The organism is Mariniflexile litorale, from assembly GCF_031128465.2.
In the GTDB taxonomy this organism is placed as follows: domain Bacteria; phylum Bacteroidota; class Bacteroidia; order Flavobacteriales; family Flavobacteriaceae; genus Mariniflexile; species Mariniflexile litorale.
Genome location: NZ_CP155618.1, coordinates 18,171 through 34,488, shown reverse-complemented (window position 1 = coordinate 34,488; position 16,318 = coordinate 18,171). Strand labels below are relative to the sequence as shown.

The following is a 16,318-nucleotide window of genomic DNA, read 5'->3' as shown; positions in this document are numbered from 1 at the left end:
ATCTTATAAAGAATAGAGACTTATCTGTTTAAATCTTATTTTCTTTAATCAGTGTGTCTAATTGCTCAAAAATAGCAACCACCCCACTTTCAAATCCGCTTTGCACCATTTCATCTCGATCCTCAATCGAACGAAATACATTTTGTACAATAAGTTTTGTTTTGCTGTTGCTTAATTCCTCAAAAGTGAAAATTTCCAAACACACTTGTCCGCCTTTTGGCTGGTTTTCCATTTCAACAGTTTGAATCATTCTTTCAGGTGCAACAATTTCGTGTATCACCCCTTTGAAAGTACAATATATTTTATCTGCTCCGTCAAAATGTGTCCAACTATAGGAACCACTATTTTGGAAATTAGCATAATTGAATTTCATTTTTATTCCAAAAGGCGCATAAAATTGCAATAGTGTTTCAGGCGTGGTAAATGCCTTGAATACCAATTCTCTTGGTGCATTAAACTCTCTGGTTATAAAAAGTTCTTGTTTGTTGGGTTCTGCTGTTATGGTGGTTTTTGACATGATTTACAAATTTTTATTTTTACCAATTTCTTCTGCTAGTCCAATAAGAATTCCCTCTGTTCCTCGAATGTAACAGAGACGATAAGAGTTCTCATACTGAACCACTTCTCCAACGAGTTGAGCACCTTGTTTAATGAGTCTGGCTACCATGTCGTCAATATCCTCAACGGTAAACATAACACGTAAATAACCTAGAGAATTCACTGGGGCAGTTCGATGATCTGATACAATGGGAGGCGTAATGAATTTCGAAAGCTCTATTCGACTATGACCATCAGGTGTGATCATCATAGCTATTTCTACCTGTTGAGCATCAAGTCCAGTAACTTGACCAGCCCATTCACCTTCTATTTTTCCTCTACCTTCGAGGGTTAATCCAATCTCTGAGAAAAATGAAATAGCATTATCGAGGGATTCTACTACAATGCTAACATTATCCATTCGTAGTAATCTATTTTTTGCCATTGATTATTTTTTAAGTTTTATTATAACTTTTAATTGGATAGTAATGCTTTTAGCTTTTCATTTCGCAACCAAATACTCAGCCAAACAATGATTCCAAAAATCACTGGAAAAACAAGATTGAATATCGGATCTTTGTGGATAACGTGTGTTGCCACTGCACCACCAAGCCAACCTGTTAAAATGATTGCGCCAATGATGACTGTTTTAGAGTAGGCATATAATAGTGTACCAAAAAGTAATACAATGCCTAAATACAGAACAGACGATTCTGGATAGCCCATGGCGGTTGCGCCCGTTACAGCTTCTTCAGTTTGTAATAGGTTCATGATGGCTCCCATTAAGAACATTAAAACAATAATTCCTTGTAAAACATACGATGTCCATAAGATTGTTTTTGATGGTTTTTTGCTTGTTTCCATTTTAATGTTGTTTTTAGTTGTTAGTGTTTTTAAAATTAAACATCCAATTGATGCCATACTTATCTGAGCATTCGCCAAAAAACGAACCAAAAAACATGTCCTCTAAAGGCATGGTTATAGTACCGCCTTTTGAAAGGGCATCAAATAATCGTTGCGTTTCTTCTCTAGAATCGGGTTCAAGGCAAATGTGCATATTGTTTCCTTGGTTTAAAGTAAAGCCCATTTCTTTTGGAGCATCAGTTGCCATAAGTACATGCCCTCCAAGAATGGGTAACTCAACATGTAAAACCATTTTTTTAATGGATTCTGAAACTGGAGGGTGTCCCGATTCAGCAGGAATATCTCCAAATCGCTGAATGCCTTTACCACTAAATTCCGTTTTGAAAACAGACTTATAAAAAATGAAAGCCTCTTCTGTATTTCCTGGGAAATTAAGATAAGTTGTTACTCTTGGGGTGTTATTTGTTTTTAACTCGTTTCTTATTTTGAACTTTTGCTGAATGTAATTATCTAGATTTTCAAGAGCAGCTGTAAACCCTTCTTTGAAGCCCATTTCAATCATTTTTTGAATATCCTCAACCTTATCAAATGAAATTTCAATTTTCACTTCCGTGGCATCTTCATTAGATTTAAACTGATTGTTCCAGAGCATTTTTGGAAGTTCTTCATTAGGAATACCATTTTCATCACAAAAAACATCCTTTGCAGAAAAATGAGTCTGTTTTTCGATATTCAAATAATCTACGCGACACCAATGTTTATCGCCTTCAGGACTTAACATATAATAAAGCCAAAAACCACCTTCGTTAAAATTCATGGATTTTGTGATGGTTTTGTATGGTTTTGGTGCCCACCATTGGTCTAATAGTTCAGCTTCTGTCCAGGCGCTCCAAACTAACTCTATGGGAGCGTTTAATTTACGAGTAACGTAAAGTTTTTTGTTTTCTAAATCTTTGGTAAAGTGTGTTAGGTTTTTCATGTTGATGATAAATAATTACTATTCGTTTTTTGATTTTGATTGCATTTTTATAAGGAGTTGGTCTAATTGATCAAAACGTTGTTCCCACATTTTTCTGAAAGGGGCTAACCATTCTTCGACTTCATTAAGGGAATCTAATTTAACTTCACAATAGCGTTCTCTACCTTGTTTTTCAACACTAATTAAACCACATTCTATGAGTATTTTCATGTGTTTTGAAATAGCAGGTTGACTTATGTTAAAGTTTTCCGTTACGCTTGTAAGGTTCATTGGGTTGTTTGCTAGAAGTCCTATGATTTCTCTTCTCGTGGGGTCTGCAATGGCTTGAAATACATCTCTTCTCATAATACATTATATATAACTGTTCGGTTATAAAATTATATATAACCATTTAGTTATGCAAATAAAATTTAATAATTTTCAAAATAAAGGATAAGAGGGTAATTAAAATTGTACGAATGCGACGTTTTAAAAAGCATCATATACAATTGTTTGAAAAGAAAATTTTTAATCCCTCTTTATTTTCCTACACAGTAACGTAGTGGTAGGAGAATATTCTTTAATCAGGTTTTTTTCCTTTCAATAACGCATAAATCGCCATTGCATGTCCGTGTCCTAGTTTAAACTCCTGTTTCAACCAATCTGTGATTTGAGTAGCTTTTACTCCTGCATGTATTTTTCCGTTTTGTGTAAATCCCCTTTTTTCGGCAAGTTCCTTAAAGTCGGATGGTGTTTTCCCTGTTTTTTCTTGAATAGTATCAAGATATGCTTGAAATGACATTTTATTTTGCGTTGTTTAATTTGTGGAATGAATAATAGGAAGCTATTAAAATTCCTAAAAATATAAGCGGAAAGAATGATTGAAAATCCATTCCGTCTATGGCAAAATGACTGATACTCGCAAAAATAAAGTTAAAAGCAAAACCAGCATAAGCCCATTCCTTAATGCGTTTTGGTACTTGCGGAATAATTAATGTCAATGCTCCAAGCACTTTGAAAACAACCAAAGCATTACCAAAATATTCGGGATAGCCTAAATGCTGTATTCCCTGTTTTGCAAGTTCTGTCTGTGATGTAAATGCAGGAATTAATCCTTCCATTATAAAAACGATACTGGTTGTTGTCCAAAATATAATTTTTGTCTTTTTCATATTGGTAAAATTTAAGTTGTTATTGATTTTTATCATAATGAAGTAACCAGTGATTGCCATATTTATCGGTAAGATCGCCAAACAAAGCACCCCAAAAACTTACTTCTAATGGATGGTTTGCTGTTCCATCTTCTGAAAGTTTTGTGTAGTATTTTTTTATTTCTTCTTCGTTACTACAATATAATGAAAGTGAAACGCTGTTACCTTTTATCAAACCTTTTTCGCCTACCATATCAGAAGCCATAAGTAGCAACGCATTTTTTGAAAGTGTGGCCTGTAGAATGCAATCTTTCATTCGTTTTGGCATTTTTTCTGAAAGTGGCGATTCTCCGATCGTTTGAAAATTGAGTTCGCCACCCAAACACGCTTTATAAAATGTCATGGCTTCTCTACAGTTTCCATTAAAAGTAAGATAAGAGATTATTTTTATCATTTTTACTCAGCATAAATAATTAGGCATCTGGAATATTTGGCTCTACTAATTTTTTTAATTTTTCTAATGAATCTTGCCAGCCCAAATAACACATTTCAGACGGTATCATATCAGGTATGCCAGTTTGTGTTATATGCAATTCGGTTCCACAACTAACAGGTGTTAATTGTACAGTGGTAATTATTTGGCCTGGTAAATTGGGATCATCAAATTTGTCTGAATATTTTAATAATTTATGGGGTATAATTTCCAAATATTCGCCTCCAAACGCATGCCGATTTCCAGTCGAGAAATTTGTAAAACTCATTTTGAAAACACCGCCTATTTTAAAATTAAATTGATGTATTTTACACACAAACCCAAAAGGAGGTAACCAGCTTGCCATGGCATCGGGATCAGTAAAAGCCTGAAATATTTTTTCGGGTGATGCTGTTAAAACTCTGTGTAAGTTTACTTTGTTCTTTTCCATTTTTATTAATTTTTATTGGTTATTACATTAAACATCCAACGGATACCAAATTTATCTAGGCAGCACCCCCAATACCCCCAGAACTCATCTCGCATAGGCGCTTTGTCAGTTCCTCCTTCGGATAAAGCATTATATAATTGGTTCGCTTCTTCTTTTGAATCCAATTGCAGACTAATAGTTGTATTGTTACCAATTACTAGTTTATGCCCCATTGATTCTAACATATCGGTTCCCATAAGTTCGGTTCCGCCAATAATGGGTAATGCTACGTGCATCACACAGTTTAAATCTTCATCTGATAGTTTTGGTCCGTTAGGGTCTGGTGGTAAATCTTTCATACGCATTATGGGCATGGAAAATTCGGTTCCAAAAATAGATTTGTAAAAATTGAAGGCTTCTTCGGCATGGCCTTGAAAATTTAGATAAATAGCTACTCTGCTCATATTTTAAATTATTAATTGATATGACAAAGATGGTACAGACTTGAAAAATATAAATTGTGTAAAAGCGTCAACCTTAGGGGTGGATTGTGACATCGTTTTTAGTATATTTGAAGTAAAACTAAATTATGCTTATTTCAGTATTTGTGCCAGAATATGGTGTTATTGAAGCTATTACGCCGCCGTTTAGAACATTTCACACAGCAAATGAGTTTCTTACTACTTTTGGAAAAAAGCCAGTGTTTGAGGTAGAATATGTTGGTTTAAACCAGTATGTACCTGCCAATAACGGAGAGTATACCGTTAAAACGGATAGATTACTAAAAGATGTTCGTAAAACGGATTTATTAATTATTCCGCCAACTTTTGGAGGTATTAATAAAGGAATAACTGCCAATGCCGAAGCCATACCCTATTTTACTAGTTTATATAAAAATGGAGCAAGTTTGGCGAGTTTATGTGTTGGAGCTTTTTTATTAGCTGAAACGGGCTTACTTAATGGTAAAAAGTGTTCAACCCATTGGGCTCATATAACTGAGTTTAAAGAAAAATATCCCCAAATTGAAGTAGAAGACGGTGCCATAATTACAGAATTCGAGAATATATATAGTAGTGGAGGTGCAAGCAGTCTTTGGAATCTTATTTTATATTTGGTTGAAAAATATTCAGATAAAGAAACCGCCATTATGATTTCAAAATATTTTGCTTTGGATATTGGAAGAACCAGTCAAGCTTCTTTTGCTATTTTTAAAGGGCAACGAAACCATTCAGACACAGAAATACAGAAAGTACAAGATTATATTGAAAAAAATTATGAAGATAAAATTACTGTTGAGGATCTATCAAATTTAATCCATGTAGGGCGTAGAACTTTTGAGAGAAGATTTAAACAGGCAACCAATAACACAACAATTGAATATATTCAACGCGTAAGAATTGAAGCTGCAAAAAAATTCTTCGAGTCATCTAGAAAGAATATTTCAGAAGTCATGTTTGAAGTAGGTTATACCGATACTAAAGCTTTTAGAGATGTTTTTAAAAAAATAACAGGGCTTACTCCCATTGAGTATAGGAATCAGTTTACTAAAACAACGACTGAGGTTTAAAATATATTTATTCTTTATTAATAATAACTTTTGTTTACTTTTGTAAGTATTATACATCATGTAACTTCTTCTGTGGGGTCTTTATTCGATGTCTTTTTATTAGTATATGCTTAGTATAAGGATGCTGTAACCATGCTATAACCATGCTATAACTATTAAGTATCTACTACGCTTCTATATAGCTTAGCAACTTTTAGGTTTTACCATTCAAAATTATCTTTTTAGTAGTATTTCCTTTATTGGTCTCGCTAAAACGAGCCATTTTTATACCCTTTGCTGTGTACCGTATTTTTTAATCAGTAATTTTAGAATATTTGATTATTAGAAGAAAGATAGGTTTATAAATCTATAACTTATGTTTAGAGCACTGTCATGGATTATCCAGACCAAAAAGGCTTCTAGAACACGTCATTGTTTTTAAAATGTTTGAGTGTTCATTTTATAAAGAATTTCCCGAAAAGATTGACTTTTCCAATATGGTTCTCGTTATCTGTTCCATACAGTTTGTGCGCAAACGCCCGTTAGTAGTAATAATGGTAAGATGATCTTATAAAAAATGGGATTATTTCTTTTTGGCTACAACAACCATAGATTTGGCTACATCCGTTTTTAGGTTTCTGCTGAAATTTGTAGAAACAAAAAATTAGAAACAGATGAAAATCGTAATTACAGGTTCTTTAGGGAACATCAGTAAACCACTCACGCAAGAACTGGTTCGAAAAGGACATTTGGTAACTGTTATTAGCAGTAATACCGAAAGACAAAAAGACATTGAAGCAATAGGAGCGAAGCCAGCTATCGGTTCTTTAGAAAATCCTGAATTTCTTGCAGCAACATTTGCAGGTGCCGATGCGATTTATTGTATGGTTCCTCCAAACAATTATTTTGATCATAACCTTAACCTACTGGAATACTATCGCAGATTGGGTAAAAACTATGCACTAACTATAAAACAAGCAGGCGTAAAACATGTGGTTAACCTTAGTAGTATTGGTGCCCATATGGAAAAAGGGAATGGAATTTTACTCGGTGCTCATGATGTTGAAAGTATTCTAAATGAATTACCTCTGACGATAAGCATAACACACATTCGGCCAACCTCTTTCTACTACAATTTATATGCTTATGCTAACACGATAAAAGAGTTGGGCTATATCGCAGCTAATTATGGAGATGAAGACATTATTCCCTGGGTTTCTCCCCAAGATATCGCAAACGCAGTTACTGAAGAACTTTTAGGGGTGCCTTCGGGTAGAAAAGCACGTTATGTTTGCAGTGAAGAGCTTACCTGCAACCAAACAGCTCAAATTTTAGGGGAAGCAGTTGGAAAGCCCAAATTAAAATGGTTGACAATTACAAACGAACAAATGGAAAACGGATTGGTAGCAGCAGGAATGAATCCACGTATTGCATCTGGTTTGGTTGAAATGTATGCCGGGCTTCATAGCGGATTATTACTAGAAGATTATTTCCAGAACCAACCTACGTTTGGGAACGTGAAAATGACCGATTTTGTAAAGGAATTTGCAGCTGTTTATCATCAAAGTTGAAATAAAATTGTTTAAGCATTATAGAAATAAATGACCATGATAACAAAAAACAAACCGCCAGCCGTACGTACAGAAATTGCACTGATTACAGGAGGAAGTCGCGGACTTGGGAAAAATATGTCAATTGCCCTAGCTAAAAAAGGCATTGATGTGATACTAACTTACCATAGCAATCAAGAAGCAGCTAACCAAGTTGTATCGGAAATTCAATCTTTGGGGCAAAAAGCAGTTGCTTTTCAATTGGATACAAGCAAGGTAAAATCGTTTGACACTTTCATCGGCCAAATAACGGACTATTTGCAACTGCAAACAGGAAGTCCTAATTTTGATTTTATTATAAATAATGCCGGAACAGGTTTATATGCTCCAGTTGCCGAGGTCACAGAAGCACAATTAGACGACATCGTGAACATCCACTACAAAGGCGTGTTTTTTTTAATACAAAAAGCACTGCCTTTTATAAACGACAATGGTGCCATTATTAATATTTCATCTGGACTGACTCGGATTATTTATCCCGGTTCTTCAGTTTATGGCTCGTTGAAAGCTGCAGTTGAAATTTTGACTCGCTATTTGGCAAAAGAGTTAGGCGCAAGAAAAATTCGGGCTAATGTAGTGGCTCCAGGTGCTATCGAAACAGACTTTGGAGGTGGCCGCACGCGTGATAATAAGGAAATCAATGCCCATATTGCCAGTCTTACTGCTTTGGGGCGGGTAGGGTTGCCTGCTGACATTGGGGGAGTCGTTGCATTTTTGTGTACCCCAGAGTCTTATTGGATAAATGGACAACGTATTGAGGTTTCTGGCGGACAAGCCTTGTGATTTATTAACTTAGCAATATGAAACCTTTAAGGATTAAAACAATAAGCGAATTTCATCAGCTGCACCAGTTGCCACCTCCTGAGCATCCACTAATTAGTGTGGTGGATTACGCTCAGGTTGCTGCTGCCCCGAAAGATGATTCGGCACAGTCAACAATTGCCGATTATTATTCCATTGCAGTAAAACGAGGGCTTCCTGGCAAATTGCGTTACGGTCAGCAGGAATATGACTTCGATGAAGGTATTATGTATTTTTTGGCACCAAGACAAGTGTTGCAGGCCAGTTTGGTAACAGGAATACATTCACAACCTTCCGGTTGGATTTTGCTTATCCATCCCAATTTTTTATGGAATACAGCTTTAGCAAAAACAATTAAGCAGTATGAGTTTTTTGATTATTCGGTAAACGAAGCGTTGTTTCTTTCCGAAAAGGAAGAAATAATCCTAAACCATATTATTGAAAATATCGGGCAAGAATATCATTCCAACATCGATAAGTTTAGTCAAAACATCATTATTTCCCAAATTGAAACCTTACTTAATTATGCAGAACGGTTTTACCAGCGGCAGTTTATAACACGAAACATAACCAATCATAAAATCCTCGACCGTTTGGAAGAAATACTGGCAGCCTATTTTAATAACGATGATTTAATAACAAAAGGACTGCCAACTGTTCAATATGTAGCTGAAACATTAAATGTATCACCTAATTATTTAAGCGGACTACTTAAAACTTTGACAGGGCAAAGTACTCAGCAACACATTCATGAAAAGTTGATTGAAAAAGCTAAAGAAAAATTATCGACTACTGAACTATCGGTAAGTGAAATTGCCTATGAGTTGGGTTTTGAACATCCTCAATCATTTAATAGACTATTTAAGACAAAGACCAACTTTTCGCCTTTGGAATTTCGACAGTCCTTTAACTGAAACTTAATAAAAAAATAGGATGCTTTTTAAATCAAATTAAAAGAAGGGTTTTAAAGTTTAAAACTTGATAATTATTCGATTATCAAGTTTTTGATGCTATTTGATGTATTAAAAAGTAGGGGTGGAAGGAAGACCTACCATAAATTATGTTTTTAATATTCAAGTAGTTACATGCCCATTTGCTTCTTGGTAACCGAATGGGTAACTTATTTGATATGAACTTTTGTTTGAATTTGTTTAAAAAAAAGATAATTAATTTTAGGACTTAAATATTTTAACTCAATATGTTAAAACTTTCAACTTTTTATGAACATTTAATTTCAGATTTAATTAAGATAAGTTGAATCTCTATATAAGGAGCTAAAAGGATAATCTATTAAATTGAATACTTAATTTTTTTTACAAAAAAAATTCCTCAATCATTAAACAATTCAATCACGTACATTCTTTACAAACTCCAGTTAAAACACAATTTACGCTTTCAACCAAGTATTTATCCGAAAGGGAAAAATTAACTTCAATTGGTAGGCATTCTATAGTTTCACATTTAGTACACCTAAAATGGAAGTGGTACATTGGTTTTTTATTTTTATCACATTTTATACATAAGGCAAAATACTGTTTACCATCTTCAGCAACAACCTTGTGTAAAACCCCATCATCACAAAATCGATTTAAAACACGATAGATGGTAGCCCTATTTATATCAATGCCGATTTTCTGCTCAATTGAATCTTGGCTCATTGCTCTACCCGTGTTAGCTAAAACAGCTAGAACAGCTTCTTTCGTGGGTGTATTTCTCCTTTTCATTCCTTAATGCGATTTATTTGCAATAAATTATTGCGATAGTATTGCAATAATATAAAAAAATAATATATTTGCGAAATATACTAATGCGACATTTTTGCATTTAAAAATAATTTTAATGACTAGAAGAGAAGTAATCAAGCAAGGAAGTCTAGCTGTTATGTCCATTACTTTCCCTAGCACATGAATCGGGTTTACAAAATTTAACTTTATGGAAAAAAATAAAAATTTTGAAGTAATTATTATTGGCGGGAGTTATGCGGGGCTTTCCGCAGCTATGGCTTTAGGTCGCTCTTTACGAAATGTACTAATAATCGATAGTGGAAAACCCTGTAATATCCAAACACCACATTCCCATAATTTCTTGACGCAAGATGGCAAGACACCAAAAGAAATTTCCGCCATAGCCAAACAGCAGGTAGAACAATACAATACCGTTTCTTTTTTAAATGACCTTGCCATAAATGCGCAAAAGACATCTTTAGGTTTTGAAATTAAAACAGAAAACGGCAAGACATTTACAGTCAAAAAAATAATTCTTGCCACCGGAGTGAAGGATATAATGCCAAGCATTAAAGGGTTTTCGGCATGCTGGGGAATATCTGTAATTCACTGCCCCTATTGTCATGGTTATGAACACAAAGCAGTAAGAACAGCTCTTATAGCCAATGGAGAAAGAGCTTTCCATATGGCTCCTTTAATCAATAACCTTACCGATGATTTGACCATTTTGACCAATGGTAGCATGGATTTTGAAGAATCGCAATTAAAAAAACTCAAAGAAAACAATATTGAAGTAATAGAAAAGGAAATAACGGAAATAGAACATGAAAAGGGTCATATCCGAAAAATACTTTTTAAAGATGGTAGTAAAGAAAATTTCCTTACAGCCTATGCAGCCATTCCATTTGAACAGCATACCGCAATCCCAATTAACCTAGGCTGCGAATTGACTGAGCAAGGCCATATTAAAGTAGATTTTTTTCAGCAAACCACCGTTGATGGCATTTACGCTTGTGGAGATAATTCCAGTCCTATGCGTTCGGTAGCTTATGCGGTAGCAACTGGAAATATTGCAGGTGCTATGGTTAATAAAGAATTATCTAGTGAACAATTTTAAGCAAAATTTACAATGATTGAAGTATTCACAACAAACATTCCCAATCAAAACAAAGGAATTTCGGTTTTAAAAAAGCTTAAAAAAAACTTCCCTAAATTAAACATTAGCTTTGATATAGAACGAACAATCATCAATTACCCTTGTGACCATAGCATACTAAGGGCTGAAGGTAATACGATTCTGGTAGAAAATTTTATAAAAGAAGTCAATACCCTTGGCTTTGAATGTGATATTCTAGAAGATAAAGTATGCAGGAAACAGAAAGAGATATGACAGAATTTTGGGAATCAAACTTTAAGGAAAAACACGAAATGTGGGGATTAAAACCTGCCCAATCCGCTCTGTTGGCAAAAGACTTTTTCCTTGAAAAAAGTATAAAAAACATTCTTGTTCCTGGTATTGGTTATGGACGGAACGCAGGACCTTTCATAGACAATGGATTTGAGGTGACGGGTATAGAAATTTCCAAAACCGCTATTGAATTGGCAAGAAAGCATTATGAAACAAATATGACTATATACCACGGTTCCGTGACCGATATGCCTTTTGATTCCAGGAAATACGAAGGCCTTTATTGCCATGCTTTAATTCACTTATTGGATAAAAACCAAAGGAAAAAACTAATCCTAGACAGCTATAACCAACTAACCGAAAACGGGTATATGATTTTTACAACTATAACAAAAGAAGCACCAAATTTCGGAAAAGGGAAACATATTGGTACAGACCGCTATGAGTTTCATGAGGGAGCGAAACTATTTTATTACGACAAAACATCTATACAAAACGAATTTAGCAAAGTAGGCCTTTTTGAGATCATTGAAATCAACGAAAATCAACCGTTTTATTTGATAAAATGTAAAAAAACAAACTAAGTTATTAATAAGATGAAAATTAAAAACAATACTATTGACCTCATTGCTTTCTCAAGCTCACTAATTTGCGCCGTCCATTGTGCAGCCATACCCGTAGTGCTTTCTTTTTCCTCCTTGAGTAGTTTACATTTTTTAGAGAACCCGTATATAGAATGGACATTTATAAGTTTTGGTCTTGTCTTTGTTCTCACATCCCTTTTGCCGAGTTACAAAAAAGTACACCACCAAATAAAACCTTTATTATATGCTACATTGGCATTTGCATTTATTGCAGTGGGCAGACTTAACTTAACCGAATTATGGGAAATTATCAATACAGTGATAGGTGCTTTCATAGTGGCTCTAGCCCATTATTTAAACTGGAAATTAGTACAAGTTAGAGGTAATCATAACCATTAACTTTTATTTGGATTATATTAACATAACATTTGAATTGTTTTATTAAGTTTGTATTTGATGAAAAATGGTCGTTTAAAAAATAGCATCACTTATCTACTTCTTGTCCTTTTCGTTTCAATGAAAATGGCAGGGCTTCATGTGTTGTCTCATACAAATGACAAAGACCACACAGTTCATTGTACTATTTGTGACCATGCCATAACAAATAACTTAACTCCGGCACTTACTCCTGATTCACAGGATTTCACAATTGAAAATACTGAACCAATTGTTCATAGAGAGATCACTAGAAATTACAATTTTATTATCTCAAGCATTATTGCTACAGATCAGCTCTTTTCCCGTCCCCCTCCATTTTTACTATAATTTTTACTTGTACATTTTATTTAGGAATTTGAACAGTTTTTAATGTTTAGGTTATTTAAGTCGTTTTAAACGGTTTAATACCATTATGTTTTCTGTTCATGAATAAACACAGTTATTTGTTAGTCTTTATGTTGATAAGACAAACTAGTTGTTAAGTCTATTCTCCTATAAATTTATGTATAGATTTTGTTTTGGTCTTTTTTTTGGGACAATTATTCAAATTTTATAGTATTTCAATTATGCTTTATAAAATACTGAGTGTATGGCTATATCTTAGCCTATGCTCTATGGCGTTTGCTCAAGATTCTTTTCAGATAAAAGGGTTTGTGAGAAATGCTAACACCTTACAGCCTATAGAGGGAGCCCATATTACTGGCAAAGGTTTATTTTCAATTTCATTAGAAACAGGTGCATTTACCATAAAAAACTTGGTGGAAGGCTCTTACAGCTTTACTATATCCCATATAGGTTATGCATCGAAAAAAATTACTGTTCTAGTACAACCAAAAATGGAAACGGTAGAGGTGTTGTTAAATGAATCCTCTACAGCACTTAACGAAGTTGAAGTACATGGTAAATCGAAACAAAGAACAGCGAAGGAATCACCTATAGTTTCACAGACAGTTTCTAAAGAGTTTCTTGACAAGAATAGAGAAAACAGCCTTATGCAAACCCTGAGTAAAATCCCTGGCATAAGTACCATAAATATTGGTTCGGGGCAATCTAAGCCCGTTATTAGGGGTTTAGGATTTAACAGAGTTGCTGTTGTTCAAAACGGTATAAAACACGAAGCACAGCAATGGGGCAATGACCATGGTTTAGAAATAGACCAATATGGTATTGAAAACATAAAAATTATTAAAGGTCCTGCATCTTTGGTTTATGGATCAGATGCCATTGCAGGTGTCTTGGATATACAACCTAATAAAATACCAATCCAAAATTCTTTTGAAGGCGAAGTAAATTTTCTAGGAGAAAGTAATAATAATTTATTGGGCATTTCTGCGGGTGTTCAAGCAAGGAAAGAAAAATGGTTTTATCGAGGTCGATTAACCTACAGAGATTATGGGGACTATAAAGTACCTACTAAAAACATTAATTATGAAAACTACATTTTTGAATTATACGATAATAATTTAAGGAATACAGCAGGAAAAGAAGCCAATGCTAGCTTTAGTCTCGGTTATGTTTCAGATAACATTACATCAGAAACATTTTTTAGCAATGTAAATGCTAAAAACGGTTTTTTTGCCAATGCCCATGGCTTAGAAGTTCGAACTTCAAATATAGATTATGATCATTCCAATAGAGATATTGACCTTCCTTTTCATAAAGTAAATCATTTTAAAATTACCAACAATACTTCTATATCAAAGGGCAAGCATACATTTCATTTTGATTTGGGTTTTCAAAACAACCATAGAGGAGAACATTCCGAACCTGTACCCCATGGCTATATGCCTAAACCCTCAGATAGTAAAGAACGAATATTCAAAAAAAATACCTATGCATTAAATATGAGAGATGTATTTAAACCAATTAACCAGCATGATGTTGTGGCAGGTATCAATATAGAATTTCAAAACAATAACATAGGCGGATGGGGATTTTTAATTCCAGAGTATAACCGTTTTAGTATGGGAACATTTGTTTATGACCAATTTGAGATTCATCCTAACTTTCATGTTTTGGCAGGTATTCGTTATGACTATGGACTTATGAATACTAAATCCCATTTCGATTGGTATCCTTCTACCATAAATAACAGTAATGGTTCCACATCGTTTGTGCATTTGCAAAGAGCCCAAAATAAAACGTTGGATTTTGGGAATATTAGTGCTTCAGCAGGTTTTAGTTACATTTTAAATAATAGCACTTTTAAACTAAACGTAGGTAAAAGTTTTAGAATGCCATTGCCTAATGAGTTGGCTTCCGACGGAGTAAACTATCATATGTATAGATATGAGAAAGGAAATCTCGATTTAAATCCAGAAGAGTCCTATCAATTGGATATTGATATTGACCATACTACAAAACAATTTTCGGTTGGTGTTAGTCCTTTTATAAACTTTTTTGAAAATTATATCTATTTAAATCCAACTTCTAATTATTACGAAACCCTACAAATTTATGAGTACACCCAAAGCAAGGTCTTTAGGATTGGAGGGGAAATAAGAGCGAGCACTACTATATCCAAAAGCCTACAGTTGGATGCTTCTGCAGAATACGTTTTTTCAAGACAAACCAGTGGTGCCAAAAAAGACTTTACGCTTCCTTTTTCTCCGCCATTATCAGGCTTGTTTTCTGCCAGTTATCAGTTTAACGATATATTCTTTTTAAAAAATACACAACTGATAACAGACTTTAGGGTGACAGCAACTCAAGATGAAATTGTGCCTCCGGAAGAAAAAACGGAGGGCTATCAAATGCTGAACATGTCACTTTTAACAGAAATGAATGTTTTTAAAAATGATATGCCCGTAGCAATACGTATAAAACTCAACAATGTATTCAATACCAAATATTTTGACCATACCAGTTTTTACAGGTTGATAGATGTTCCTGAAGCTGGTAGAAATCTATCCATATCATTAACAATACCTTTTTAACATAAATAATTAATAATTAAAACAAATGAAAACAATCAGAAGGAAACCAAATTTTAAATTTTTAGCAATTATCGCCTTTCTAGGGCTCTTTTTACAATCTTGTAGTGAAGATGATGATCCCATATTGAAGGCACCAACAATCTCCAATTTTGAATATGGGGAAGGAAGTGCTCATTCAACCGAACAAGTTGCCTATAAAGGTTCAGATATTCATCTAGAGGCTGAAATAAATGCCGAAGCATCGGTTAAAAGTATCACCCTTTCAATTCATGCACATGATTTAACCATTGCAGATGGTGAAGTAGCATGGGATTTTGAACAGGTATTTACCGACAGTAAATATCTCGTAATCAATCCTACATTTCATGAGCATATAGATGTTCCTGCCAATATACCTGCGGGCGAGTATCATATCGAATTAACCGTAACCGATGAACTTGGAAATAGCACAGAAGTTGAAGGCCATATTCACATTTTAGATTCGATTACGCTAAGCGATATTTCTATAGACACTACAGTAGTTCGAGGAGAGGATTTCCATGTCGAATTTCTTATTAATGCAGTAAATAAAATCCACAATATTAGCGTTGATGTTCACGCACACGGAATTGTTCCTGGACCAGGAGAAGTAATTTGGGATTTTGAACAAACCTTTACAGAGGGGTACCGCGAACAGACCGAAGTAGAATTTCATGAACATATAGATGTCCCTATTACGGCACCTGCTGGAGAGTATCATATCATCTTTACAGTTGAAGATGAAAAAGGAAACACGAAAGCGTATGAAACCCATATTGACGTAACAGTATCCTAAAATAATTAAACCGCATAGTACATACTTATACTATGCGGTTCTAAA

At 34.3% G+C, this 16,318-nt stretch carries 21 protein-coding genes; 10 read left to right on the top strand and 11 right to left on the bottom strand.

What is annotated here, in order from left to right; all coding sequences use genetic code 11:
• Positions 1-28: 28 nt before the first annotated feature.
• From QLS71_RS00205 to QLS71_RS00160, 10 genes are all read right to left on the bottom strand, one after another.
• The gene (locus QLS71_RS00205; RefSeq protein ID WP_308992478.1) at positions 29-517 is read right to left on the bottom strand and encodes an SRPBCC domain-containing protein; all 489 of its coding nucleotides are present in this window, start codon (positions 515-517) and stop codon (positions 29-31) included.
• Positions 518-520: 3 nt separating this feature from the next.
• Positions 521-982, bottom strand: a complete 462-nt coding sequence (locus tag QLS71_RS00200) for a VOC family protein (RefSeq protein ID WP_308992479.1) — start codon at positions 980-982, stop codon at positions 521-523.
• Positions 983-1,011: 29 nt separating this feature from the next.
• On the bottom strand, positions 1,012-1,401 hold the full coding sequence (locus tag QLS71_RS00195) for a DoxX family protein (RefSeq protein WP_308992480.1): 390 nt from the start codon (positions 1,399-1,401) through the stop codon (positions 1,012-1,014).
• 13 nt (positions 1,402-1,414) lie between these two features.
• Positions 1,415-2,380: an SRPBCC domain-containing protein gene (locus QLS71_RS00190; RefSeq protein ID WP_308992481.1), complete on the bottom strand. Its 966-nt coding sequence runs from the start codon at positions 2,378-2,380 to the stop codon at positions 1,415-1,417.
• Positions 2,381-2,398: 18 nt separating this feature from the next.
• Positions 2,399-2,725: a metalloregulator ArsR/SmtB family transcription factor gene (locus QLS71_RS00185; protein WP_308992482.1), complete on the bottom strand. Its 327-nt coding sequence runs from the start codon at positions 2,723-2,725 to the stop codon at positions 2,399-2,401.
• A gap of 214 nt (positions 2,726-2,939) precedes the next feature.
• The gene (locus QLS71_RS00180) at positions 2,940-3,161 is read right to left on the bottom strand and encodes a DUF4287 domain-containing protein (RefSeq protein ID WP_308992483.1); all 222 of its coding nucleotides are present in this window, start codon (positions 3,159-3,161) and stop codon (positions 2,940-2,942) included.
• A gap of 1 nt (position 3,162) precedes the next feature.
• Entirely contained in the window at positions 3,163-3,531 is a 369-nt protein-coding gene (locus tag QLS71_RS00175; RefSeq protein ID WP_308992484.1) for a DoxX family protein, read from the bottom strand.
• Positions 3,532-3,550: 19 nt separating this feature from the next.
• Positions 3,551-3,964 (bottom strand): VOC family protein, encoded by a 414-nt coding sequence (locus QLS71_RS00170; RefSeq protein WP_308992485.1) that lies wholly within the window; start codon positions 3,962-3,964, stop codon positions 3,551-3,553.
• A gap of 19 nt (positions 3,965-3,983) precedes the next feature.
• Positions 3,984-4,433, bottom strand: coding sequence for an SRPBCC family protein (locus tag QLS71_RS00165; RefSeq protein ID WP_308992486.1), 450 nt, complete (start codon positions 4,431-4,433; stop codon positions 3,984-3,986).
• Between the two features lie 5 nt (positions 4,434-4,438).
• Positions 4,439-4,876 (bottom strand): VOC family protein, encoded by a 438-nt coding sequence (locus QLS71_RS00160; protein WP_308992487.1) that lies wholly within the window; start codon positions 4,874-4,876, stop codon positions 4,439-4,441.
• 125 nt (positions 4,877-5,001) lie between these two features.
• Here QLS71_RS00160 and QLS71_RS00155 point away from each other — a divergent pair, with 125 nt between their 5' ends.
• The 4 genes from QLS71_RS00155 to QLS71_RS00140 all read left to right on the top strand — a co-directional run bounded on the left by QLS71_RS00155 (position 5,002) and on the right by QLS71_RS00140 (position 9,283).
• Complete coding sequence (locus QLS71_RS00155; RefSeq protein ID WP_308992488.1) at positions 5,002-5,979, top strand: helix-turn-helix domain-containing protein; 978 nt, start codon at positions 5,002-5,004, stop codon at positions 5,977-5,979.
• A 653-nt stretch (positions 5,980-6,632) separates the two neighbouring features.
• Complete coding sequence (locus QLS71_RS00150; protein WP_308992489.1) at positions 6,633-7,529, top strand: NAD(P)H-binding protein; 897 nt, start codon at positions 6,633-6,635, stop codon at positions 7,527-7,529.
• A gap of 36 nt (positions 7,530-7,565) precedes the next feature.
• Entirely contained in the window at positions 7,566-8,351 is a 786-nt protein-coding gene (locus QLS71_RS00145) for an SDR family oxidoreductase (RefSeq protein ID WP_308992490.1), read from the top strand.
• Between the two features lie 17 nt (positions 8,352-8,368).
• Entirely contained in the window at positions 8,369-9,283 is a 915-nt protein-coding gene (locus QLS71_RS00140) for a helix-turn-helix transcriptional regulator (RefSeq protein ID WP_308992491.1), read from the top strand.
• A gap of 435 nt (positions 9,284-9,718) precedes the next feature.
• Here the strand turns inward: QLS71_RS00140 and QLS71_RS00135 are convergent, their stop codons facing one another.
• On the bottom strand, positions 9,719-10,093 hold the full coding sequence (locus QLS71_RS00135; protein WP_308992492.1) for a transcriptional repressor: 375 nt from the start codon (positions 10,091-10,093) through the stop codon (positions 9,719-9,721).
• Positions 10,094-10,301: 208 nt separating this feature from the next.
• On the opposite strand from QLS71_RS00135, the gene QLS71_RS00130 reads away from it, so the two are divergent.
• From QLS71_RS00130 to QLS71_RS00105, 6 genes are all read left to right on the top strand, one after another.
• On the top strand, positions 10,302-11,210 hold the full coding sequence (locus QLS71_RS00130; protein ID WP_308992493.1) for an NAD(P)/FAD-dependent oxidoreductase: 909 nt from the start codon (positions 10,302-10,304) through the stop codon (positions 11,208-11,210).
• A 12-nt stretch (positions 11,211-11,222) separates the two neighbouring features.
• The gene (locus QLS71_RS00125) at positions 11,223-11,483 is read left to right on the top strand and encodes a hypothetical protein (RefSeq protein ID WP_308992494.1); all 261 of its coding nucleotides are present in this window, start codon (positions 11,223-11,225) and stop codon (positions 11,481-11,483) included.
• Positions 11,459-12,085, top strand: a complete 627-nt coding sequence (locus QLS71_RS00120; protein ID WP_308992495.1) for a class I SAM-dependent methyltransferase — start codon at positions 11,459-11,461, stop codon at positions 12,083-12,085. The genes QLS71_RS00125 and QLS71_RS00120 overlap by 25 nt, the downstream gene beginning before the upstream one ends.
• 12 nt (positions 12,086-12,097) lie before the next feature.
• The gene (locus QLS71_RS00115) at positions 12,098-12,484 is read left to right on the top strand and encodes a MerC domain-containing protein (protein WP_308992496.1); all 387 of its coding nucleotides are present in this window, start codon (positions 12,098-12,100) and stop codon (positions 12,482-12,484) included.
• A gap of 653 nt (positions 12,485-13,137) precedes the next feature.
• Positions 13,138-15,459, top strand: a complete 2,322-nt coding sequence (locus tag QLS71_RS00110; RefSeq protein ID WP_308992497.1) for a TonB-dependent receptor — start codon at positions 13,138-13,140, stop codon at positions 15,457-15,459.
• Between the two features lie 25 nt (positions 15,460-15,484).
• Entirely contained in the window at positions 15,485-16,273 is a 789-nt protein-coding gene (locus QLS71_RS00105) for a DUF4625 domain-containing protein (RefSeq protein WP_308992498.1), read from the top strand.
• Positions 16,274-16,318: the final 45 nt, after the last annotated feature.